The organism is Paraburkholderia sp. IW21 (assembly GCF_041321145.1).
In the GTDB taxonomy this organism is placed as follows: Bacteria; Pseudomonadota; Gammaproteobacteria; order Burkholderiales; family Burkholderiaceae; genus Paraburkholderia.
This window is the reverse complement of sequence record NZ_JBGGWA010000005.1, coordinates 275,829-298,000: the sequence shown is the minus strand read 5'-3', so window position 1 is coordinate 298,000 and position 22,172 is coordinate 275,829. Positions and strand designations below refer to the sequence as shown.

General features: G+C 61.1%; 17 protein-coding genes. 3 read left to right on the top strand and 14 right to left on the bottom strand.

What is annotated here, in order from left to right; translation table 11 throughout:
• The first annotated feature begins 2 nt into the window (after nucleotides 1-2).
• The 3 genes from ACAX43_RS14555 (at nucleotide 3) to ACAX43_RS14545 (ending at nucleotide 4,584) form a co-directional block, all read left to right on the top strand.
• Nucleotides 3-908 carry a LysR family transcriptional regulator gene (locus tag ACAX43_RS14555; RefSeq protein ID WP_370709096.1) on the top strand — a complete coding sequence of 302 codons (906 nt, stop codon included), beginning with the start codon at nucleotides 3-5 and terminating at the stop codon, nucleotides 906-908.
• Between the two features lie 111 nt (nucleotides 909-1,019).
• The gene (locus tag ACAX43_RS14550; protein WP_370709095.1) at nucleotides 1,020-2,996 is read left to right on the top strand and encodes an aconitase family protein; all 1,977 of its coding nucleotides are present in this window, start codon (nucleotides 1,020-1,022) and stop codon (nucleotides 2,994-2,996) included.
• 127 nt (nucleotides 2,997-3,123) lie between these two features.
• The gene (locus tag ACAX43_RS14545) at nucleotides 3,124-4,584 is read left to right on the top strand and encodes an MFS transporter (RefSeq protein WP_370709094.1); all 1,461 of its coding nucleotides are present in this window, start codon (nucleotides 3,124-3,126) and stop codon (nucleotides 4,582-4,584) included.
• A gap of 142 nt (nucleotides 4,585-4,726) precedes the next feature.
• On the opposite strand, the gene ACAX43_RS14540 is transcribed toward ACAX43_RS14545, so the two are convergent.
• The 14 genes from ACAX43_RS14540 to ACAX43_RS14475 all read right to left on the bottom strand — a co-directional run bounded on the left by ACAX43_RS14540 (nucleotide 4,727) and on the right by ACAX43_RS14475 (nucleotide 21,848).
• Complete coding sequence (locus ACAX43_RS14540; protein ID WP_370709093.1) at nucleotides 4,727-5,035, bottom strand: EthD family reductase; 309 nt, start codon at nucleotides 5,033-5,035, stop codon at nucleotides 4,727-4,729.
• 251 nt (nucleotides 5,036-5,286) lie between these two features.
• The gene (locus ACAX43_RS14535) at nucleotides 5,287-7,653 is read right to left on the bottom strand and encodes a DNA polymerase II (RefSeq protein WP_370709092.1); all 2,367 of its coding nucleotides are present in this window, start codon (nucleotides 7,651-7,653) and stop codon (nucleotides 5,287-5,289) included.
• Nucleotides 7,654-7,759: 106 nt separating this feature from the next.
• A complete protein-coding gene (locus tag ACAX43_RS14530; protein WP_370709091.1) occupies nucleotides 7,760-8,770 on the bottom strand; it encodes a DUF2891 domain-containing protein in 1,011 nt (336 codons plus the stop codon).
• Nucleotides 8,771-8,902: 132 nt separating this feature from the next.
• Complete coding sequence (locus ACAX43_RS14525) at nucleotides 8,903-10,225, bottom strand: NAD(P)/FAD-dependent oxidoreductase (protein WP_370709090.1); 1,323 nt, start codon at nucleotides 10,223-10,225, stop codon at nucleotides 8,903-8,905.
• Nucleotides 10,225-11,517, bottom strand: coding sequence for an NAD(P)/FAD-dependent oxidoreductase (locus ACAX43_RS14520; protein WP_370709089.1), 1,293 nt, complete (start codon nucleotides 11,515-11,517; stop codon nucleotides 10,225-10,227). The genes ACAX43_RS14525 and ACAX43_RS14520 overlap by 1 nt, the downstream gene beginning before the upstream one ends.
• A gap of 73 nt (nucleotides 11,518-11,590) precedes the next feature.
• Entirely contained in the window at nucleotides 11,591-13,153 is a 1,563-nt protein-coding gene (locus tag ACAX43_RS14515) for a DUF3138 family protein (RefSeq protein WP_370709088.1), read from the bottom strand.
• 37 nt (nucleotides 13,154-13,190) lie between these two features.
• Nucleotides 13,191-14,102, bottom strand: coding sequence for an ABC transporter permease subunit (locus ACAX43_RS14510; RefSeq protein ID WP_370709087.1), 912 nt, complete (start codon nucleotides 14,100-14,102; stop codon nucleotides 13,191-13,193).
• Nucleotides 14,099-15,073 (bottom strand): ABC transporter permease subunit, encoded by a 975-nt coding sequence (locus ACAX43_RS14505; protein ID WP_370709086.1) that lies wholly within the window; start codon nucleotides 15,071-15,073, stop codon nucleotides 14,099-14,101. Before ACAX43_RS14505 ends, ACAX43_RS14510 begins: the two co-directional genes overlap by 4 nt.
• Nucleotides 15,070-16,233, bottom strand: a complete 1,164-nt coding sequence (locus tag ACAX43_RS14500; protein WP_370709085.1) for an ABC transporter ATP-binding protein — start codon at nucleotides 16,231-16,233, stop codon at nucleotides 15,070-15,072. Before ACAX43_RS14500 ends, ACAX43_RS14505 begins: the two co-directional genes overlap by 4 nt.
• A 215-nt stretch (nucleotides 16,234-16,448) precedes the next feature.
• Nucleotides 16,449-17,570 (bottom strand): polyamine ABC transporter substrate-binding protein, encoded by a 1,122-nt coding sequence (locus ACAX43_RS14495; RefSeq protein WP_370709084.1) that lies wholly within the window; start codon nucleotides 17,568-17,570, stop codon nucleotides 16,449-16,451.
• A gap of 74 nt (nucleotides 17,571-17,644) precedes the next feature.
• Entirely contained in the window at nucleotides 17,645-19,090 is a 1,446-nt protein-coding gene (locus ACAX43_RS14490; protein WP_370709083.1) for an aspartate aminotransferase family protein, read from the bottom strand.
• A 61-nt stretch (nucleotides 19,091-19,151) separates the two neighbouring features.
• Nucleotides 19,152-20,486, bottom strand: a complete 1,335-nt coding sequence (locus tag ACAX43_RS14485) for a glutamine synthetase family protein (RefSeq protein WP_370709082.1) — start codon at nucleotides 20,484-20,486, stop codon at nucleotides 19,152-19,154.
• Between the two features lie 32 nt (nucleotides 20,487-20,518).
• A complete protein-coding gene (locus tag ACAX43_RS14480; RefSeq protein WP_370709081.1) occupies nucleotides 20,519-21,313 on the bottom strand; it encodes a gamma-glutamyl-gamma-aminobutyrate hydrolase family protein in 795 nt (264 codons plus the stop codon).
• 313 nt (nucleotides 21,314-21,626) lie between these two features.
• A complete protein-coding gene (locus ACAX43_RS14475) occupies nucleotides 21,627-21,848 on the bottom strand; it encodes a hypothetical protein (RefSeq protein WP_370709080.1) in 222 nt (73 codons plus the stop codon).
• Between the last annotated feature and the right edge of the window lie 324 nt (nucleotides 21,849-22,172).

Below are 22,172 nucleotides of genomic sequence, written 5' to 3'. Positions count from 1 at the left end.
CCATGGAAAACCTCCTCAAAAAACTCGACCTCACCTCACTGCGGCTGTTCGTCGCCGTCTGCCAGGAACACAACATCGCGCGCGCGGCGGAGCGCGAGTTCATCGCGTCTTCCGCGGTGAGTCGGCGCATCGCCGAGATCGAAGCGATGATCGGCTTGCCGGTGATTCAGCGTCAGTCGCGCGGCATTACGGTGACGCCGGTCGGCGAGACCGTGCTGCGCTATGCGCTGGCGATCATCGGCAGCATTGAGCAGATGAGCGCCGAGTTGTCGCGCTTTTCGTCGGGCGCGAAGGGGCGGGTGCGGGTGGTGGCGAATCTCTCGTCGATCGTGCAGTTTCTGCCGGAAGACGTCGCGGCGTTCGGGCGCATGTTTCCGGAAGTGTCGATCGAACTGGAAGAGGAGAACAGCGCGGAAGTGCTGCGTATCGTCGACGAACACGGCGCGGACTTCGGCATCTGCAACCCGGTGGCGGGCAGCGAAGCCTTCGAGCAGGTGCCGTATCGGGAAGACCGCCTGGGGGTGCTGGTGCCAGGCGGTCATCGCCTCGCCAACGTATCGCACGTGGCGTTCGACGAACTGCTCGACGATAGCTTTGTCGGTCTGCGCCGTGAGAGCGCGCTGACTCAGCTTCTCGCGCAGCAGGCGGCAGCGAGCGCGGGGCGGCAACTCGACGTGAAAATCCGCGTCAGCAGCCTCGATGCGCTGTGCCGGATGGTTCATGCCGGCCTCGGTATTGCGGTCGTGCCCGAGCAGGTGGGACTGCTCTATGTGAACGCGCTCGACGTGCGCCTGCTCTCCTTGAGCGACGCCTGGGCCGTGCGGCACCTCATCATGATCTTCAAGGCGCGTGATCAGTTAAGCGCGAGCGCAACGGCGCTGGTGGGCTTTCTCGGCAATCAGCCCTAGCGCGTACGAGACTACGTCGCGCAGCGTTCGCCAAACGAGACGTCTGTGTTGCCGGACCGGCACTTCGGCATTGTCCATGCGCGCCGTATAGTGAGCGCAAGGAGAACGCCCATGAGCGACACGATTCGTCTGGACGGCCGCGTGCTGTACCTGTCCCAGGACCCCGCGGTGATCGAGGCACAACTCGCCGGCCACAATGTCACGCGCGCCACGGCGGGCCCGCTACGCGATAACGTCTCGACCGACGAGATCACGCCCGTCACGGTGATGCTCACTTACGACGAACGTCTCGGCCAGTTTCCGTATGTCGGCTTCAAAGCGGGCGAACGCATGCCGATCGGCCGTCATGCCGTCAAGGACGGCGGCTTCCAGGTGACGGTGGCGGGTAAGCGCTACGGTAAGGGTTCTTCGCGCGAATCGAGTCCGTTGGCGGAGTTGTCGGCGGGCATTCGCTTGATCGTCGCGGAAAGTTTCGAGCGCATCTATCAGCAGAACTGCGACAACATCGGCATTCTCACTACCACCGATTTCTCCGTGCTCGATCGCCTGATCGCGGGAGAAGCGGTGCCGATCGAGGAGTTTCTCAAAGGCCGCGATGCGCTCACGCAGCAGATCATTCGCAGCGGCGGACTGCTCGCTTACAGCAAGTTTGCGGATTGGCCTGCACCGGGCGTGAGGGATATCGCAAACGCGGCAAACGGGGCAAACGGCGCAAACGGTGCAAACGCCACCGAGCCGAAGACGCTCGTCGAGAAGATCATCGAACGCCATCTTCGTCCCGGCATTGAAAGCGCGCAGCGCGGCGACGGCGTGTTCATCGCCGCCGACTGGCGCTTCAGCCACGACTACTTCACCGGCATGTGCGCGCATCTGATGCATCGCGCGTTCGGCAAGCCCGCCCCGCTGCATGCGCCGGATCACATCATCGCGTTCCAGGATCATCTGGTGCTCGCTTCGCAGAGCATTCCGCATGTGCGCGGCGGTTTACTGCCAGGTGTCGCCAATCTGATGGAAGGACATACATCCTTCTCGCGCGACTATCCGGTGCGCTCGCATGGCGCGCTCGACAACTCGCCGGGGTCCGAAGGGATCTGTCATGCGCTGATGGCCGAACAATATGCATTGCCGGGACAGGTGGCGTGCGGCACCGATTCGCATACGCCGCATTCGGGCTCGCTCGGCTGCCTGGCATTCGGTGCGGGCGCAACGGAAATCGCCAATAGCTGGGTAACGGGTTACGTGCGCTGCAAAGTGCCGGAGACCTTGCGCATTGAAATCGACGGCAGCTTGCGCGACGGGGTGACTGCGAAGGACGTCGTGCTGCATCTGTTGCAGATGGAAGCGATCCGCTCGGGCGGCGCGATCGGGCTGGTGTTCGAATACGGCGGCGCAACGGTACGCGCGATGTCGATCGATGAGCGCGCGACGCTCACCAATATGGTCGCGGAACTGGGCGGTTTCACCGGTATCGTGGAACCAGACGAACGCACGGTGGCGTTTTTGAAGGAGCGGCGCGGCATCGACTTCACCCTTGAAAACTGGCTGAAGAGTGATCCGGGCGCCACGTACCGCGACACAATCCGCATCGACGCCACCGCAATCGAGCCGATGCTCGCGCGCCCCGGCGATCCGGGCAATGGCGTGCCGGCCCAGCACCTGGAGCAGGACGTCGCCATCGATATCGCATACGGCGGCTCATGCACGGCGGGCAAGCGGGAAGACTTCGACTTCTATCACGAGGTGTTGCGCTGGGGCGTGGAGCAGAGCATGCGTGTGCCGGAGGGCACGCGTCTGTTCCTGCAATTCGGCACCATGGCGGTACGTGCGTATTGCGAGAGCCAAGGTTATTTGCCGGTCTTCGAGCGCGCCGGCGTGACGCTCGTCATGCCGGGCTGCGGTTCGTGTGCGAATTGCGGACCGGGACAATCGGCCGAGGCGAACGAGGTGACGATCAGCGCGATCAACCGCAACTTCCCCGGCCGCTCGGGACCGGGCAATGTGTGGCTAGCGAGTCCGTACACCGTTGCCGCGAGCGCGCTGGCCGGGAAAATCACCACCTTCGAACAATTGAAGCGCGCACGCGGCTAGAATGCCGGCCGGACCTTGGGGCCCGGCATCGTGATGCGCATGACGCGTAAAGGTACGAGAGGCCGGCATAAGACCGGCCGCGGCGAGCTTCATCGCGCTTCGTCAGGCTCACCAGGAGACACACAACATGGCAACCCCTCATCACGCCGGGTCCGTCGCGCGCAGTGCCGACGGCGCGGCGTCTTCCGCAACCATCGCCGGCTCGGCCGCTATGACGCTCGACGCCGGCAATATCTCCGCGCGCCTCGACCGGCTGCCCGCCACACGCAGCATCTGGAAGCTGGTGGTGCTGTTGAGCCTCGGCTTCTTCTTCGAGCTGTATGACTTGCTGTACTCGGGTTATGTCGCGCCGGGTCTCGTCAAGAGCGGCCTGCTGACCGCGACGACGCACGGCCTGTTCGGCTCGACGGGCGTCGCGAGTTTTATCGCCGCGCTGTTCAGCGGGCTTTTCATCGGCACGATCGCATGCGGCTTTCTGGCGGATCGCTTCGGACGCCGCGCCGTCTTCACCTATTCGTTGCTCTGGTACACGGCGGCCAACGTCGTGATGGCGTTTCAGGACACCGCTATGGGCCTGAACGTCTGGCGCTTCGTGGCGGGCATCGGCATTGGCGTCGAATTGGTGACAATCGGCACGTATATCTCGGAGCTGGTGCCCAAGCAGATTCGCGGCCGCGCTTTCGCGTGCGAGCAGGCGGTCGGTTTTACGGCGGTCCCGGTGGTCGCGTTTCTGTCCTATCTGCTGGTGCCGCGCACGCCGTTCGGTATCGACGGCTGGCGCTGGGTGGTGCTGATCGGCGCACACGGTGCATTGTTTGTCTGGTGGATCCGGCGCGCGTTGCCGGAAAGCCCGCGTTGGCTCGCGCAACAAGGCCGCCTTGCCGAAGCCGATCGCGTGATGAGCGAACTCGAAGCGAAAGTGCGCAGCGAATACGGCCGCGAATTGCCGCAGCCCGCGCCGCCGGTGCCGGTCGCGCCACGCGGCAGCTTCCGCGATATGTGGGTGCCGCCCTACCGCAGCCGCACGCTGATGATGACGATCTTCAACATCTTCCAGACTGTCGGGTTCTACGGCTTTGCGAACTGGGTGCCCACACTGTTGATCAAGCAGGGCATTACGGTCACCACGAGCCTGATGTACTCGAGCGTGATCGCGTTAGCCGCGCCAATCGGTCCGGTGATCGGCCTCTTTATCGCCGACCGCTTCGAGCGCAAGACGGTGATCGTGGTGATGGCGGCCGTGAATATCGTCTGCGGCCTGTGGTTCAGTCAGGCGTCGGGAGCGGTGTTGCTGGTCAGCCTCGGCGTGTGTCTGACGCTCGCGGGAAATATCATTTCGTACAGCTACCATGCGTATCAGACTGAGCTCTTTCCGACCAGCATCCGTGCGCGAGCGGTGGGCTTCGTCTATTCCTGGAGCCGTTTCTCGGCGATTTTCACGGCGTTCCTGATCGCGTCGGTGTTGAAGCGCTTCGGCACTTCGGGCGTGTTCATCTTTATCGCCGCAGCGATGCTGATCGTGATGCTGGCGATCGGGTTGTTGGGGCCGCGGACGAAGGGGCTCGAACTGGAGAAGATTTCGAAGTGAGGCGGCGTTAGCCGACGCTATAGGATCGATTCGATCAAAGCGGTCAAGCAACGGGTCGCTTTGAGACGGGCGCGGATGCGATCAGGCTACCCGCCGAGGCATTGCCTGATCGCGCGCATGCTGGATCGGAACAACGGCAGCTTCAGACTTCTTTGGTGTCGAATACGAGGAGCTCGACGCCGGCCTGGGCAAATTTGGCCAGATCGCCCGCTGCAGCCTGGCCTTCGGGAGAATTGAGCCCCTGTTGCAAGGCATCCATGGAATCGAAGCTCAGGATAGCCGCAAGATGGTAGGGCGAATCGCCCTGCGGCGTTGCGACCGGTCCAGTATTGACTTCATAGCGCCGAAGGCCGGGTACCTGTTTGGCGAGCGGCACGTGATTCGAGAAGTAGTGGGCGTCGAATGCTTCTGGGTTTGACGGAACTTTGTAAAGTGCGATGAGCTTTGCCATGGTCATGTCTCCTGGAACGCCAGTTGAATTGGTGCGGGGCAGCATGAGCGCCTCGCGCTTTCAAACCACGGGCGACGGGGATCATGCGTGACTGATAGGGTTTCGGGGTAACCGCCGCGTTGGCCGGTGAAAAGTCCCGTCTGGATTCTACGCCGGCTGCGCAGTCGCGCTCTAAGCGCGATGGCGTGCGCGCCACGGCTATTGAGCCGGAAAATATCTCGCGCTATGAGTGGCTCACGTTTTTGGGTCGCTCAGAACAGCTGTTTCTGACCGCTCATCAGCGTCGTAAAGTCATCTCTCAGCAGTGGCAGGATCGCATCGGCGACGGGTTGCAACTGCCGTGTCAGATAGTGTTCGTAGTCGATCGCCGAGCGCAGCGTTTCCAGCGGTTCCGGTCCGGCGACCGTCATCACATAGCTGATCCAGCCGCCGTTCTGATATTGCAACGGCCGCCCCTGTTGCCGGTTGAATTCGTCGGCCACGCGTGCCGCGCGCACATGGGGCGGGACGTTGCGCTCGTAATCGCCGAGCGGCCGGCGCAGGCGTTTGCGGTACACAAGTTGATCGTCCAGCTTGCCGTCCAGCGTATCGCGCACGTAGTCGCGGACATAATCCTGATACGGCTGTTGCTTGAAAATGCGTCGATACAACTCCTGCTGAAACTGCTGCGCGAGCGGCGTCCAATCGGTTCGCACCGTTTCTAGCCCTTTGTAGACGATTTCCTCGCTGCCGTCCGGCAAAACAGTCAGTCCGGCATAGCGTTTCTTGCTGCCTTCCTCCGTACCGCGAATTGTCGGCATGAAGAAGCGCCGGTAGTGCCGCTCGAATTGCAGCTCGAGCGCACTGTCGAGCCCGAAGCGTTCCTGCAGATTGTGCCGCCACCACGCGTTGATGTGCTCGACAAGCGCCCGGCCGATGCGGCTCGCGTCCTCCTCGCCATGCGCGTGTTTCAGCCACACGAAGGTGGAATCCGTGTCGCCGTAAATGACTTCAAAGCCTTCGGCTTGAATCAGCTCGCGCGTGGCGTGCATGATTTCATGGCCGCGCATGGTGATCGACGACGCCAGGCGCGGGTCGAAGAAGCGGCAGCCGGTGGATCCCAGCACGCCATAAAAGGCGTTCATGATGATTTTCAATGCCTGCGAAAGCGGCTTGTTGTGCTCGCGTTTGGCCGTTTCACGCCCCTGCCAGACCTGGCCCACGATCGATGGCAAGCAATGGCGAGTGCGCGAGAAACGCGCACCGAGAAAGCCTGGCACCGACTGCTCATCGCCGGGATTCAGCATGCCTTCCACGAGGCCCACCGGGTCGATCAGAAAGGTGCGGATGATAGAGGGATACAGGCTCTTGTAGTCGAGCACCAGCACGGAATCATAGAGGCCGGGCCGCGAATCCATCACGAAACCGCCGGGGCTCGCGGCGCCGGCTACGTCGCCGAGATTCGGCGCGACATAGCCTTGCCGATGCATCCGCGGCATGTATAAATGGGTGAACGCGGCGACCGATCCGCCGCTGCGATCGGCAGGCAGGCCAGTAACCGTTGCGCGCTCCAGCAAAAACGACAGCAACTCCGTCTTCGCGAAGATGCGCGTGACCAGCTCGCAATCCTTCAGGTTGTAATGCGCGAGCGCGGGCTTGTCTTCATCGAAACGACGCTGGATTTCGTCCATGCGCTGATACGGATTGTCGATCGCCTTGCCTTCGCCCAACACCGAGCGCGATACATGTTCGAGACTGAACGACGGGAAACTCCACGTTGCGGAGCGGAGCGCTTCAATGCCGTCGATAATCCACCGTCCCGCAGCACCCGCGAAGAAGTGGTTCTGTTGGTGGCCGTGCTCGCGCCATTCCATCACGGCGCCGCCGCGGCCGAGTCGCAAGGGAACGCGAAACTGTTCGGCGTGCTGCTGCAGCACCCGTAAATCGAACTGCACGAGGTTCCAGCCGATGATCGCGTCAGGGTCGTGCCGTTCCAGCCACGTGTTCAGTTTTTCGAGCAACTGGGCGCGGGTTTCGCAGTATTCGAGCGCGAAGTCGAGCCCGCTGGGGTCGCCGTTCGGCGGCCCCAGCATGTAGACCTGACGCTGTCCGCAACCTTCCAGGGCGATGGAATAGAGCTCGGCGTGAGCGCTGGTTTCGATATCCAGCGACACCAGCTTCAATGGCGGCCGGTAGTGCGTTGCCGGTTTCAATTCGCTGTTCAGAAGCGGGCCGCCAGTCTGCGCATCGCCACCGAACCATACCGGCGCGGTGATGAACCGCTCCATCATGTAGCGCTCCGGCGGGAAGATATCGGCCTCGTAGACATCGACGCCGCCTTGCTTCAGGCGTTTCTCGAACCCCGTCAATTGCCGGTATTGCCGGCAATAAAGCCCTATCACAGGACGATGCTGGAAGTCGCACAGTTCGAGCGGGTGCAGATCGAGCGGCGCTTCGCGGCGCAGGATCGTTTCGGCGCGTTCGCGGTGCTCGGCCGGAATGAAGGCCACCGAAGACTGAGGGCGCAAGCGGACGTGACGGGGGCCGCCGTCTGTTGCCAGCCAGAAATCGACCTCCGTGCCGGCGGGAGTGTCCCGCCAATGTCGGGTCAAAATGAAACCCTGTTCAAGCTCAGTCAAACTTCCACCTCTAAACGGGCGTCATCGCCTTGCGCGATTTTACCGTTATGCGGTGGTCACGGTGGCTGAGCACCCGAGCAGGGAGCCGGCGGAGCCGCCGGCTGAATTACGCTTCCAAAGCGAGCGTGGCGAACGTGCCCAGCCAATGCTCGCCCATATAGTCGCCGGCCACGTGCGGCAAGGCGCTCTGAAGATGACGCTCGGCCGAATCGAACAACACCGCGCGGCGCACGTCGCCTGCGGGCAGCGCACGCGCCAGCAAGCGTTGGCACCACGCGCGGCTCAGATTCAGACCATCCAGGTGGGCAATCTTGCCGTCAGTGCGATCGGTTACGGTGACGGGTTCGAACAGGGTAGCGGGCTTCTTCGCGCCAATGTCCGGCAGAAAGCGCCCAAACCATTCGACGAATTGCGCGGGCGGCAGCACGCGCCGCATCAATTCCGCTTCCATCAGCGAGGGCGACAAAAACTCGTCGCCGGCAGGTTCCCACGCCTGACATGCGACGTCGTTCAAAAACCAGCGCTCTGCCGTATTCACCAGCAACGCTTCAAGCGGTTCACGCGAGGTTTGCCGCGCGAAATCCAGCGTGAGCGCGAGCGCGAATGCCATGTTGAAGTGCGTACCGACGCGCAACGGGTAGGTCGCTTTCGGAAGAAATTCCTCGAAGCGGTCGACAAAGGCCTCGGTAAGCGGTGCAAAAGTTTTAGACCAGCGTGCGGCTTCCGAGCGTTTCAGCGAGTGGAGTTGAGCACTCAGTGCGAGCAGCCAGGCCCACCCATACGGGCGTTCGAAACCGCGGTTATGCGGCAGGTCGAGATAGGCGAGTTCACCGGCTACATTTGCCTCGGTGAAATGCTCGTCGACTACCGCCACGATGCGTGCCGCTTCAGGCAGATCGGGAAAGCGGTCGAGCAGATGCAGGATCAGCCAGTAGCCATGCACGCATGAATGCCAGTCGTAGCTACCGTAAAAAATCGGATGCAATGCTCGCGGCCCTTGTACGTCTTGCGGACCGGCAAGCGAGTGGGTCAGCTTGTTCGGATACTCGCGCGTAAGGTGGGCGAGTGCGAGATTGGCGAATTTGGACGCGAATTCGGGAGTGAGTTGAACAGTCATTGGTGCCTCCTCAAAAGCGGAATAAGAACAGGAACGACAGTATGGTCTGGACAATCACCAATAGTAAAGCAATTGGCCACGGTGCCTTGATCATGCCATTCTGTTCTTTCAGCTCCAGACTGGAATAGCGGACTAGAACAACTCAAGAATCCGGTGATACATCATTCCGAGTTCAAGCGCCGGCCCGCGCAATGCGGGGCCACCCGGAAAGCGCGCATGCCGCAACTGCGCGAACAGATCGAATGCCGCCGTTTCGCCGGCCATGGCTTTTGCAATCACGCGTCCAGCGATGCCCGTCAACGCGACGCCGTGCCCGGAAAAGCCCTGCACGTAGAAGTAGTTCGGATCGATCGAGCCGAAATCGGGCGCGCGATTACGCGTCACGTCGACAAAACCGCCCCACGCATAGTCGACTCGTACATCGCCGAGCTGCGGGAACACGCCGATCATGCGCTTGCGAATCGCCTCGCCGAGTTGCACGGGCGAAGCGCCGGTCGAACTTGCGCGTCCGCCGAACAGCACGCGATGATCAGCCGACAAACGGAAGTAATCGAGGAAAAAGTTGTTGTCGCAAATCGCCTCGCGCCTTTTGATCAGTGCGTCGGCGCGAGCTTGACCGAGCGGTTCCGTGGCGACGATGTACGACGCGATCGGTGCGATGCGCGCGGCCACCGGCGCGGGCAACACGTCGCCGATCGTCGCATTGCCGCACGCCGCGACGAACCGGCAGCGCACTTCGCCGGCGGCGGTCCGAACCACAGGTCGCGCACCGCGCACCACTTCGAGTACGGGCGAATGCGTGAACAGTCGCGCACCTTCGCGACGTGCCGCGTCGGCCAGGCCCAGGCAGTATTTGAGCGGATGCAGATGGCCCGAAAACGGATCGTAGACGCCCGCCAGATAGCGTTGCGAAGCGACCCGTGAACGCACTTCGTCAGTATCGAGCCACGAGAGCTCCGTATAGCCCCAGCGTCGCGACGCCGATTCCATCCAGGCGCGCAAATCCGGTACGCGTTTCGGTTTTGTCGCCACCGTCAGATAGCCAGCGGTGAAATCGCAATCAATGCCATAGCGCTCGATGCGCTCGCGCACCAAGGCCACGCCCTCCACCGACATCGCCCATGCGGCGCGTGCGCCGTCGAGCCCGAGTTGCCGTTCGATGATCTCGTCTTTGGCGAAGCCGACCAGCGTCTGGCCGCCATTACGGCCCGATGCCCCCCAACCCGGACGATGCGCATCGAGCACGACCACCGACAACCCGCGCGCCCGGCATTCCAGCGCCACCGACAAGCCGGAGAAGCCGGCGCCGATCACGCAGACGTCGGCCTCCACGTTGCCGTTGAGCGCCGGATCGTCGATAGGCGGACGAGTAGCGCTCGCCTCGTAGTAGGAGTTAGCGATCAGCGCATCGGCGCGGCAGTCAAGGGTGTTGAAGCCGGGTATGGGAGCATTCATCAAAGCAGGTCCTTCATTCGATACCAGGCCATCGCAAGCACGAGGGCAGGGGTGCGCAGTGTAGCGCCGCCGGGGAAGTCGCGGTGACGAATCTTGCCGAACAGATCGAAGCGCGACGCCTGGCCGTCGATCGCCTCGGCGATCAGTTTGCCCGCGAGCCCGGTGGTGTTCACGCCGTGACCGGAGAAGCCTTGCGCGAAATACACCGTGGGCGACAGTCGGCCGAAATGCGGCGCGCGATTCATTGTGATGTCGACGAAACCGCCCCACGCATAGTCGATTTTGACATCGTCGAGTTGCGGGAAGGTCTTCAGCATATCCCGGCGCATCGCTTCGCCGAGGTTGGGCGGCGCGAGCTTCGAGTAGCTGACTTTGCCGCCCCACAGCAGACGGTTGTCGGGAGCGGGGCGGAAATAATCGAGTACAAAGCGGCTGTCGCACACGGCCGCTTTTGCGGGCATCAGCGCTTCGGCCCGATCGGGGTCGAGTGGTTCGGTGGCGATTACATAGGTGCCGACCGGCATGATCTTGCAGGCGACATGCGGCGCCAGTTGGCCGAGATAAGTATTGCAGGCAAGCACGACGAATTGCGCCTGCACTTTGCCACGCGCGGTTTCCGCTACATGGCGGCCGCTTTCCGCGCGCAAAGCGGTGACGCAGCTGTCTTCGAAAATCCGCACACCGGCGGCGCGTGCAGCGCGCGCAAGGCCTAGCGTGTAATTCAACGGATGCAGATGGCCGCTATCCGCATCGAACAATCCGCCGAGGTAGCGCTGCGATTGAACGTATTCGCCGACGCCATCGATGTCGACATAACTGAAGCGGTCATAGCCAAAACGCCGTCGCGCTTCGTCGCGCCATTTTTGCAGTACGTCGATATCGCGCGGTTTGTTCGCGGCGGTCAGATAGCCGATAGTCAGATCGCAATCGATCTGATGCTTTGCGACGCGCTCCTTGACGATCGCCAGGGTTTCGAGTCCCATGTCCCAAACACGCTTCACGTCATCCGCGGGCATGAACTTCGCGAATGTATCGATATCGCACGCAAAGCCGCCGATCAACTGGCCACCGTTGCGGCCACTCGCGGCCCATCCGACTTTCGATGCTTCGAGCACCGCGACCGAATGGCCCCGTTCGGCGAGATTCAACGCAGTCGAGATGCCGGTGAGCCCGGCGCCGATCACGCAAACGTCGACGTTGAGCGATTCTTCGAGCGGCGGATGACAGGTGGCGTCGTTGGCAGTCGCCGCGTAATACGAGGCGACGTGAGGCTGGTTTGAGAATCGGAGCATAGGCAGTGCATGCAGAAGAAGCCTTGGCGCGTGGCACGCGGAAGAGCCGGGCCACGCGATCAGGCGGGTCGTTTTAGAACGAGTAGATGAACTGCGTCGCGAGCAGGTCGTTGGATTTGCCGTACGAACCGTCGTTCTTCAGGAACACCTGCTTGTTGGCCCAGTCGTGACGGTATTCCACCTTGACCGTGATCTGCTGGGTCGGATAAAACAACAGGTCGAGCGAAACGTCCTGGCGGGTGGCGCCCTTGCACTCGAAGCCGAGACCGCCGTTCGCCTTCGAATTGGCGAGGCAGTCCGCGCCGATACCGAAACCGTTGGACGTGTCCATGCCGTTCGAATTCAACGCGATGCCACCGCCGCCACCGCCGTTCTTGCTGTCGACGAGCAGGTCATAGCGCACTGTCGCGCCCATGCGGCCCACCACCGGCAGATTGAACTTGCGGTGCGCGAGCAGCGAGAGGCCGTACCATTGCGCCTGGCCGCCGTTGAACGCGGCGTTCTGTTGCTGACCGTAGTCGAGTTCGGCGTTGTACTGCACGTCGGCGAGGGTGTAAGCCAGGTCGGCTTCGGTGAAGAAGAATGTGCCGCCCGCGCTAGGCGACTGGCCGCCTACGCCGTAGGAGACCGCGCCGGTGTTCGGATTGATCGCGCTAGGCAAGGTCTGACGGCCAATGTTGAACGACGCGCCGATATCCAGTGCGCTCGACCACGTGTAGTCCGTCCGCGCGGTGAAAGTCGGGATCTTGTTGCTGGTCGTGATCGGATCGCCCAGCGAGTTGGTGCCGATCTGCGTCGTCGCGCCGTACGTGCGGTACTGCTCGTTGCCGAGGAAGAACTTCCACGCCCAGTTGCCCGCCGTGTAGTTCGCGCCGGCCCCAATGTAGCTGCCCGGGTCCGAGAAGTCATATAGCAGGTTGTGCGTGAGCGTCAGCATCTGGTTCGACTGCTGCACTTCGTAGCCGCCGAAGCTCGGAATCAAACCGGCAACGAACGTGGTGGTCGCCGTGACCGGCACATTGACGACAGCCGTGTTCAGGATGTTGTTGCCGATGTTGCCATGCTCGTTCTGCAGCAACGTAATACCGTTGCCGCGATTCGGCATCAAGGTGATTTCGGCCGACGGCGCCATCGGGCCGACACCAAAGGTCTTCTTGATGTCGAGATACAGATCGCCGAACGTACTGTTGAAGTAGTTGTAGCTGCTTTCGTGGTTCGCGAACAGGAACGACGAGCTGCTCTGCGCGCGGTTATACATGTACGTCGGATCGATATAGCCCGTCACCGACAAACCGGCGATCGGGCCGGTATTCGCCGCGTCTACCAGCGAATCGACCTTCAGTTGCTGGTTGGCGATCTGCTGCTTCATCGACGTGACCTCGTCGTTAGACAGCGTTGCCTGAGCCTTGCCGTAATCCGGCGACGAAATGTCGACCGGCGCGGCCACCACAGCCGGTGCCGCAGTCGCTGCCGCCGCCTTTGGCGTGGACGCCACCTCTGAGCGCAACTGCTTCACCTCCTTCTGCAGCGCGTTGAGCTGGGCCTGTAGCGCCTTGATCTGGTCGCTGGTGGCGTCTGCCATGGCAAAGCCCGGCAAACTCCCTGCCACCAACAGACAGATGAGCTTCTTTCTCATGCGAATTCTCCTTATTGGTCGTATTGCAATGAACTTCTTATGCGCGTGCCGTATCGAGCGATTTCCGTACGGCGGCTTGTTGTGGTGCTGACGGCAACGGGTCGGCCGCGTCGGCGAGGGCGAAAGCAATCTGCATGTCCTTGTTGCGCTTGCGCTCGCGGATCTGCATCCAGCGATTCACTGCAATCACGCCGATCGTCACGGTGGTGATGAAGATCGTGGCGAGCGCGTTCATTTCCGGATTCAGGCCGAGGCGCACACGGGAGAACACGACGAGCGGCAGCGTGGTCGAGCCCGGACCGGACAGGAACGCGGACAGCACGAGGTCGTCGAAAGAGAGCGTGAACGACAGCAGCCAGCCTGACATCAGTGCCTGCGAGATCAGCGGCAGCGTGATCAGGAAGAACACCTTGAAGGGCGTGGCACCGAGATCGAGTGCGGCTTCCTCGAGCGACTTGTTGAGTTCTTTCACCCGCGATTGCACGATGATCGCCACGTACGAGACGCACAACATCACGTGGCCGATCCAGATCGTGAAGAGACCACGGCCCTTCGGCCAGCCGAGCATCTGTTCGAGCGCGACGAACAACAGCAGCAGCGAGATGCCCTGAATCACTTCAGGAATCACGAGCGGCGCATTGATCATTCCGGCGAACAGCGTGAAGCCGCGAAAGCGTCCGAAGCGGGCCAGCACGAAGCCGGCCCACGTGCCGATCACGACGGAGGCGCACGCGGTCAGCAGACCGATCTTCAACGACAACCATGCCGCGCTGAGCAGTTCGCCGTCTTGCAGCAGCGCGCCGTACCATTTGAGTGAGAAGCCGGACCAGACGGTGACGAGCTTGGACTCGTTGAATGAATAGACGATCAGGCTGATGATCGGGATGTAGAGAAACAGAAACCCGAAAGTCAGCACACTCGCGGAAAGCGTCTTATTAGGCTTGATCATTTCGTGCCCTCCAGTTCCTTGACCTGGTAGTACTGGAACACGGCCATTGGCACGAGCAGCAGTAGAACCATCGCGACGGTGACGGCGGATGCCATCGGCCAGTCCATATCGTTGAAGAATTCATCCCACATCACACGGCCGATCATCAGGGTGTCGGCACCGCCGAGCAGTTCAGGAATCACGTATTCACCCACCGCCGGAATGAACACCAGCAGGCTGCCGGCGATAATGCCGTTCTTCGACAGGGGCAAGGTGATGCGGGTGAACGCGGTCCAGGGCTTGCAACCGAGGTCGTAGGCCGCTTCGAGCAACGTCAGGTCCATCTTCACCAGGTGCGCATATAGCGGCATCACCATGAACGGCAGGTAGGAATAGACCATGCCGATATAGACGCCGATATCCGTGTGGTAGAGGCGCAGCGGGGAATGAATCATGCCGATCGCCATCAGCGTGTGATTGAGAAGTCCGTCATCCTTCAGGATGCCGATCCATGCATAAACGCGGATCAGGAACGACGTCCAGAACGGCAGCATCACGCCCATCATCAGCAGGTTGCGCTTCGTCGGTTCCGAGCGCGCGATGTAGTACGCAATCGGATAACCGATCAGCAGGCAGAAGAAGGTCGAGACAGCAGCCATCTTCAGCGAGCTGATATACGTCGCGACGTACAGATCGTCCTGCAGCAGGAACGCGTAGTGACTGAGCTGCATCGCGAAGTGCACCATGCCGTCCTTGACCGTCACGAGATCCGTGTACGGGGGAATGCCCAGACGCAGATCGGCGAAGCTGATTTTCAGCACCAGCACGAACGGCAATGCGAAGAACACCGTGAGCCACAGGAACGGCACGCCGATCACAGTCGCGCGGCCCGACGGCACCAGCATCGACAGGCGCTTTTTCAGCGAGCCGGGCAAACGGCTGCCGGACGGCGCGCCGAGCGCCACGGGGGAGGAGGTAGTGGGATTGCTCATTGCGTCAGCACCACGCCGCTAGCCGGCGACCAGTAGACGAATACGTCGTCGTTATAGGAAGGGGCACCTTCGCTCATCAGGTGCGAGCTGGAGAGATTCGACACGACCGTCTTGCCGCTCGGCAGACGCACGTGATACAGCGAATAGCTGCCCATGTAGGCCACATCTGAAACCACGCCACGCGTCCAATTGTGCGGCGTGGCAGGTTTTTCGAGCGACACCTTCACGCGTTCCGGGCGCACCGAAATACCCACCGGCATGCCGAGCGGTCCAGTAATGCCATGGCTCACGTAAATGCGCGTTTCGAGGTCTTCGCTTTCGACAAAGATATGGTCCGGCTCATCCGCGACCACCGTGCCTTCAAACAGATTGGTCGAGCCGATGAATTCGGCCGAGAAGCGGCTATTCGGAAACTCGTACACCTGGCTGGGCGAACCGATCTGCACGATACGGCCTTCGCTCATCACCGCGAGGCGGCCGGCCATCGTCATGGCTTCTTCCTGATCGTGCGTGACCATCACGCAGGTCACGTCGACTTTCTCGATGATGTTCACCAGTTCGAGCTGGGTCTTCTGGCGAATCTGTTTATCGAGCGCCGACATGGGTTCGTCGAGCAGCAGGAGCTTGGGGCGCTTGACGAGCGAGCGGGCCAACGCGACACGCTGCTGCTGGCCACCCGAGAGCTGATGCGGTTTGCGCTGCGCGTATTTGCCCATCTGCACGAGATGCAGCGCGTCGGCGACACGTTCCTTGATCTCGTTCTTCGGCGTGCCTTCCTGCTTGAGACCGAACGCGATATTCGCTTCGACACTCATGTGCGGAAACAGCGCATACGACTGGAACATCATGTTGACTGGCCGCTTGTACGGCGGCATCGCGGCGAGATCTTCGCCGTCGACGAAAATACGCCCGGACGTCACCGTCTCGAGCCCTGCGAGCATGCGCAAAAGTGTGGACTTGCCGCAGCCGGAGCTGCCGAGCAGCGCGAACAACTCGTTCTTTGCGATGCTCAGATTGACGTTGTCGACAGCGGTGCTGTCGCCGAATTTCTTCACGACGTTTTCGATGCGGACGAATTCATCCGATTTCGATTTGATCGTCGATGCAGGGCGGCCCATCTGGGTGGCGCCGGCCGCGCTATTTAATGTCGTCGAGTTCATGATGTAACCGTTCCTTGCGGATCGCGAGCGCAAGTGTCTCCATACGAGGCGCGGAAAGCGGCTCGCAAGATGCGCTGCGATCGGAAAACATGGGACTGCGCGCGGGTAGGCGGGATCCTGAAAGCGCGCAGGCTGACTACCGTTACTGCTATTCATGCGCTCAGGGTTCGAGCGATCCCTGAGCGCGGGATCGATGCTTTATATCGTTGGTTTGATTAATGGCCGGTTTTAAGCTGAGCCCAAAGGCGGTTTTCAAGGCGCAGAATATCGGTCGGCATAGGCTTCATCAGCGTCATCTTGCTCAACACGTCGTCGCCCGGATAAACGGTCTTGTCCTGTGCGACGCCCGGCGTGACGAACTGGCGAGCGGCCTTGTTCGCGGTCGGGTAGAAGACTTCATTGGTGATCGCGGCGTTGACCTTCGGATCGGAGATGTAATTGATCCATTTCAATGCGGCTTCGGGATGCGGCGCGTCTTTCGGAATCACCATCACGTCGAACCACAGCAAACCGCCTTCCTTCACGTTCGAGAATTTCACCTGATAGGAGCGCTTGGCTTCAGCGGTGCGTCGGCTGGCGATGCCGACGTCGCCTGACCATCCCACCGCGACGCAGACGTCGTTGTTGGCGAGGTCGTTGATGTAGCCCGACGAGTTGAATTGGGTGATGTAGGGGCGGACTTTCTTCAACACTTCGTATGCGGCCTGATAATCGGCGGGGTTCGTGCTGTTCGGATCCTTATGCATGTACTGCAGCGTAGCGGCGAACACGTCGACGGCCTGGTCGAGGAACGACACGCCGCAGCCCTTCAGCTTCGACAGATTGGCCGGGTCGAACACGAGCGCCCAGCTATCCACCGGCGCATTCGCACCGAGTGCCTTCTGCACGGCCTGCACGTTGTAGCCGATACCGTCCGTGCCATATGCCCAGGGCACACCGTACTGGTTGCCTGGATCCGCGTCGCCGATCATCTTCATCAGCACGGGGTCGAGATTCGAGAGGTTCGGCAGCTTCGACTTGTCGAGTTTCTGGTACACGCCCGCCTGGATCTGCTTGGCCATGTAGTTCGACGTCGGCACCACGATATCGTAGCCGGAACTGCCCGCGAGCAGTTTGGCCTGCAACGTATCGTCGCTATCGTAGTTGTCGTACTTGACATGAATGCTGTCCTGCTTCTCGAAGTTCGGAATCGTGTCTTTCGCGATGTAATCCGACCAGTTATAGACATTCAGTTCCGTGTCGGCCGCAAGGGCCGGCGTAACCGACAACGCCGCAAAACCCGTGAAGGCGAGAAGTGCGGCGCCCGCGACGGCATGACGAAGATGACAAACGCTCATGGCTTTTTTCCCTTGATGTGGAGAACCGGCATGAGCGTGTATCGTGGGTGCGCCCATGCCGGAACGAACTGCCGTTACGAAATTCCGAGTTGTTGTGCAGTCGCGTCGATGGCCTTTTTCGCCTTCGAAACGATTTCGTCGATTTCCAGTTTCGTGATGACGAGCGGCGGCGACAGCAGCATCCGGTCGCCGGTGGCGCGCATGATCAGGTTGCCGTTGAAGCAGAAGTCGCGGCAGATCGTGCCGACATCCCCGCCATTGGCAAAACGCTTGCGCGTTTTCGGGTTTTCTGCGAGTTGCAGACCGGCCACCAGACCCGCACCGGCAATTTCGCCGACGATCGGATGGTTGGCGAAGGTGTCGCGCAACTTCTTCTGGAAGTACGGACCCGTATCGGACTTGACGCGCTCGACGATCTTCTCGTCGCGCAGCAGCTTCAGATTGGCAAGCGCAACAGCTGCGGCCACCGGGTGCCCGGAGTAGGTGAGACCGTGATTGAAGTCGCCGTGCTCGATGATCGCCCGGGCCACGCGATCATGCAGGCCGACCGCACCCATCGGGATATAGCCGCTCGTCAGGCCCTTGGCCAGCGTGATCAGATCCGGCTCGAAACCAAAGTGCTGATGCGCGAACCATTCGCCGGTCCGGCCGAAGCCGCCGATCACTTCGTCTGCGACCAGCAGAATGTCGTACTTGCGGCAAATGCGCTGGATTTCCGGCCAGTATGTCGAGGCTGGGAAGATCACGCCGCCCGCGCCCTGGAAAGGCTCGCCGATAAACGCGGCCACGTTGTCCGCGCCAATTTCGAGGATCTTCGCTTCGAGTTGCTGCGCACGCGCCAGCGCGAATTCTTCCGGCGTCAGATTGCCTTCTGCTTCGCCAAAGAAATACGGCTGGTCGATATGCACGATGTTCTCGACCTTCGAGGGCATCTGTTCATGCATGTAGCCCATGCCGCCCAGCGTGCCGCCCGCGATCGTCGAACCGTGATAGCCGTTCTTGCGCGAGATGACAAACTTCTTCGAATGCCTGTTTTGCGTCGCCCAGTATTGATGGACGATGCGCAGCACGGTGTCGTTGCCTTCCGAACCGCTGTTGCAATAGAAGAAGTGATTGAACGGCGCCGGCGCCAGCTCCGCGAGCAACGCCGACAGTTCGATCACCGGTGGGTGCGTGGTCTTGAAGAAGGTGTTGTAGTAGGGCAGTTCCTGCATCTGCCGGTACGCGGCGTCGGCCAGTTCCTTGCGACCATAACCGACGTTCACGCACCACAAACCGGCCATGCCGTCGATGACCTTGTTGCCTTCCGAATCCCACAGATACACGCCTTGGGCTTTGACGATCACGCGGCTGCCGCTGCGATTGAGCGAGCCCATATCCGAAAACGGATGGATGTGGTGCGCGGCGTCGAGCGCGCGGTATTCGGCGGTGCTGCGTTGCTGTGCGGCTGATGCGTTTGCGGCGCCGCTGGGTTGCGTGGCCGGTTGCACGTAAGCGACTTCTTCTGTTCTGTAGCTCATACTGCCTCCAATTTTTTCGCGTTTGCGGATGACGTTACTAACAATGGACTTAGGCCCACCCTTAGACGTGCAACAGCAAATGTCGGCGTTCCCAGGAACTGATCACGCGGAAGAACGCTTCGTATTCGGTTTCTTTCAGTGCGAGGTAGGCTTTGACGAATTTTTCACCGAGTACTTCGGCGATCGGCTCGCAGGCGCCCATCAGCGTCAAACCCTCTTCGAGGTTGCGCGGCAACTGGTACGGCAATTCGTACCCGTCGCTAAGCAGCGGCTCAGTGGCTTCGAGTTTTTGCGTCATGCCGAGATAACCGGCAGCCAGGGTCGCGGCAATCGCCAGATACGGATTGCAGTCCACGCCCGGAATGCGGTTTTCGATGCGGCGCGCAGCCGGGCCCGAATGCGGAATCCGGAAGCCCACTGTGCGGTTGTCGTAACCCCATGCCACGTTGATCGGCGCGGCCATGAAGCGCGACAGGCGGCGATACGAATTGATGTACGGCGCGAAGATCGGCATCAGCGCAGGCGTGTATTTCTGCAAGCCAGCGATATAACCCGTAAACAAAGAGGTGGGCTTGCCGTCCGGACCGGTGAACAGGTTGTGGCCGGTTTCTTCGTCGACGAGGCTCTGATGCATGTGCATCGCCGAGCCCGGTTCGCCTTCCATCGGCTTGGCCATGAAGGTCGCGTACATCTTGTGACGCAGCGCGGCTTCACGCACCGTGCGCTTGAACAGGAACACGCTGTCGGCGAGTTTCAGCGGATCGCCGTGCATGAAGTTGATTTCCATCTGCGCAGCGCCGACTTCGTGAATCAGCGTGTCGACTTCCAGCTCCTGCACCTCGCAGTACTCGTAGATGTCTTCGAACAGCGGATCGAATTCGTTGACGGCTTCGATCGAATACGCCTGACGGCCAGTTTCCGGACGGCCCGTACGGCCAATCGGCGGTTGCAGCGGCAGATCCGGGTCCTTGTTCATGTCGACCAGATAGAACTCGAGCTCGGGCGCGATGACCGGCTTCCAGCCTTTGGCCTTGTAGAGTTCGAGCACGCGGCGCAACACGCGGCGCGGCGAGATCGCAACGGGCGTGCCGTCGAAGTGAACGCAATCGTGAATCACCTGGGCGGTCGGATCGACGGCCCACGGAATCATGCGGATGGTGCTTGCGTCCGGAACGCACACCATGTCCGGGTCGGTGACGCCGGTGAGCGTGCCGTCTTCCGGGTAGTCTCCCGTGACGGTCTGGATCATCACCGCCTGCGGCAAACGCATGGACTCGCCAGATTCGAACTTGCTGCGCGGAATGATCTTGCCGCGGGCGATCCCGGCCATATCGGGAATGATCGCCTCGATTTCGGTGACGTGGTTCTTCTTCAGAAAATCGTCGATTTCATGCATGGTTATTCTCTCAGTTTTGGTGCGCGACCGGCTCAGGCATGCGTGGCAGCGGCGGATGCCGCGCCATGGCCGGCCTTGGTGCGCATTCGATCGCGGCAGGCGTCGCCGAAAGCACGAAAGATCGCGGTGGAAAGCGCGTCGTCGGCATGCTTCCACTCCGGGTGCCACTGCACACCCAGCGCGAAGGCACGCGCCTCTTTCACGCTTACCGCTTCGATCAATCCGTCCGGCGCGGTGGCTTCGGCCACCAGACCCACGCCTAACCGCTCGACGCCCTGACCGTGCAATGAATTCACCCGCGCTTCATTCGCGCCGCCCGCGAGGCGCTGCAACAAGCCGCCCTGCGTCAGCGTGATCGAATGCGACGGTGCGTATTGCACGTCGAGGTCGTCTTCCTTGTTCTCGCGATGGTCGTTCAAGCCGGCCACCGCGTGAACGCTTTGATGCAACGTCCCGCCGAAAACCACGTTCATTTCCTGGTAGCCGCGGCATACCGCCAGCACCGGCACGCCGGCGGCGATCGCCGCACGCAGGAGCGGCAGCGTCGTCGCATCGCGTGCGGCGTCGTGCAGCGTGCCCGGCGCGCTGGGATGGCCGCCGTAGCGGTGCGGCTCGACATTCGAATAGCTGCCGGTAAATAACAAGCCATCGACAGTGGCCAGCACGTCTTCGGTGGACTGACGCTCGCCGAGCGCCGGCAGCAACATGGCCAGCGCCTGTGAGCCATCCACGATCGCGGCGATGTACTTCTCGCCGACTACGTGCGACGGGTGGACTCCCATCATCGTTCTGTCGGCGCTGATGCCGACCAGGGGTTTATTTCGCATAACGAATAGACGTGTGTGTTCCCCGCAAGACGCGGCATGAACAGCGTTAAACACGGCGCGGCACGATTCCGCAGCCGGACGCGAGGCGCCAGACCACCGGGATAGTGCTGGCGGTCGTCGTCAACTGAACGCGCCGCGCGTGATCATCAGGAGAGCCGTTCGACTCGATCCGCTGCGGTGCGCAACTGATCTGATTCGCATGAAACGCGCGGCGTGCATAAGCGGCAGACGGCACCGCACATGCACGAACGCATGGCTCAAGAGCGCGCGCTCACACAAACGGACGAATCGAACGACGAAAAGGAGGGAGGCGCTACGGCAGCAGCGAGGCGACTTCGTCCGTACGCACTGCAATGAAGGCGCGCGCGGAGATGGAGTTGTGACGTCGAACTGAACGGCGGGACAGGATCGTGAAGACGGACAGAAAGCGGCGGAACGTAAGGCTGCCGTTGCTGCCGTCGGCGATGGCGCCGTCAGCGCGAGGACAACTCGGCTGACTACGATTCCATCTCACCAAAGGGCCTCGGACTCTCACGATTACACTCGACTAGCGACGTTGAAAGTATTGAACGCTTGCTCAAAAAACGCACGGGGCGTTTAAAGAAACATCACGCTGGGATGATCGCCTCTGACCGATGCGAACTGGGTTCGCTCCGTCAAAAAACACACATTCGTGCTTCATGACGCTGGGATGACGATCGCCTGTGAACCAGCATATACGAGCCAATAAAGCCGTCAAATCATTTTTGTGAAAGATTTATCAGGGCTTTCCCGAGGGTGCAGTTCAAATCCACGCCCATGGGAACATTCGTTGCGCAGGTCATATTTCGAAAGCCTTTCAGGGGTTTTCCCCAACGGC

What these genes read in the sequence shown, in the direction of transcription:
- ACAX43_RS14520 (WP_370709089.1), bottom strand. Translation starts at nt 11,517, where the DNA reads ATGCTCCGATTCTCAAACCAGCCTCACGTCGCCTCGTATTACGCGGCG.
- ACAX43_RS14485 (WP_370709082.1), bottom strand. Translation starts at nt 20,486, where the DNA reads ATGCATGAAATCGACGATTTTCTGAAGAAGAACCACGTCACCGAAATC.
- ACAX43_RS14525 (WP_370709090.1), bottom strand. Translation starts at nt 10,225, where the DNA reads ATGAATGCTCCCATACCCGGCTTCAACACCCTTGACTGCCGCGCCGAT.
- ACAX43_RS14540 (WP_370709093.1), bottom strand. Translation starts at nt 5,035, where the DNA reads ATGGCAAAGCTCATCGCACTTTACAAAGTTCCGTCAAACCCAGAAGCA.
- ACAX43_RS14480 (WP_370709081.1), bottom strand. Translation starts at nt 21,313, where the DNA reads ATGCGAAATAAACCCCTGGTCGGCATCAGCGCCGACAGAACGATGATG.
- ACAX43_RS14515 (WP_370709088.1), bottom strand. Translation starts at nt 13,153, where the DNA reads ATGAGAAAGAAGCTCATCTGTCTGTTGGTGGCAGGGAGTTTGCCGGGC.
- ACAX43_RS14510 (WP_370709087.1), bottom strand. Translation starts at nt 14,102, where the DNA reads ATGATCAAGCCTAATAAGACGCTTTCCGCGAGTGTGCTGACTTTCGGG.
- ACAX43_RS14555 (WP_370709096.1), top strand. Translation starts at nt 3, where the DNA reads ATGGAAAACCTCCTCAAAAAACTCGACCTCACCTCACTGCGGCTGTTC.
- ACAX43_RS14550 (WP_370709095.1), top strand. Translation starts at nt 1,020, where the DNA reads ATGAGCGACACGATTCGTCTGGACGGCCGCGTGCTGTACCTGTCCCAG.
- ACAX43_RS14530 (WP_370709091.1), bottom strand. Translation starts at nt 8,770, where the DNA reads ATGACTGTTCAACTCACTCCCGAATTCGCGTCCAAATTCGCCAATCTC.
- ACAX43_RS14545 (WP_370709094.1), top strand. Translation starts at nt 3,124, where the DNA reads ATGGCAACCCCTCATCACGCCGGGTCCGTCGCGCGCAGTGCCGACGGC.
- ACAX43_RS14495 (WP_370709084.1), bottom strand. Translation starts at nt 17,570, where the DNA reads ATGAGCGTTTGTCATCTTCGTCATGCCGTCGCGGGCGCCGCACTTCTC.
- ACAX43_RS14505 (WP_370709086.1), bottom strand. Translation starts at nt 15,073, where the DNA reads ATGAGCAATCCCACTACCTCCTCCCCCGTGGCGCTCGGCGCGCCGTCC.
- ACAX43_RS14500 (WP_370709085.1), bottom strand. Translation starts at nt 16,233, where the DNA reads ATGAACTCGACGACATTAAATAGCGCGGCCGGCGCCACCCAGATGGGC.
- ACAX43_RS14490 (WP_370709083.1), bottom strand. Translation starts at nt 19,090, where the DNA reads ATGAGCTACAGAACAGAAGAAGTCGCTTACGTGCAACCGGCCACGCAA.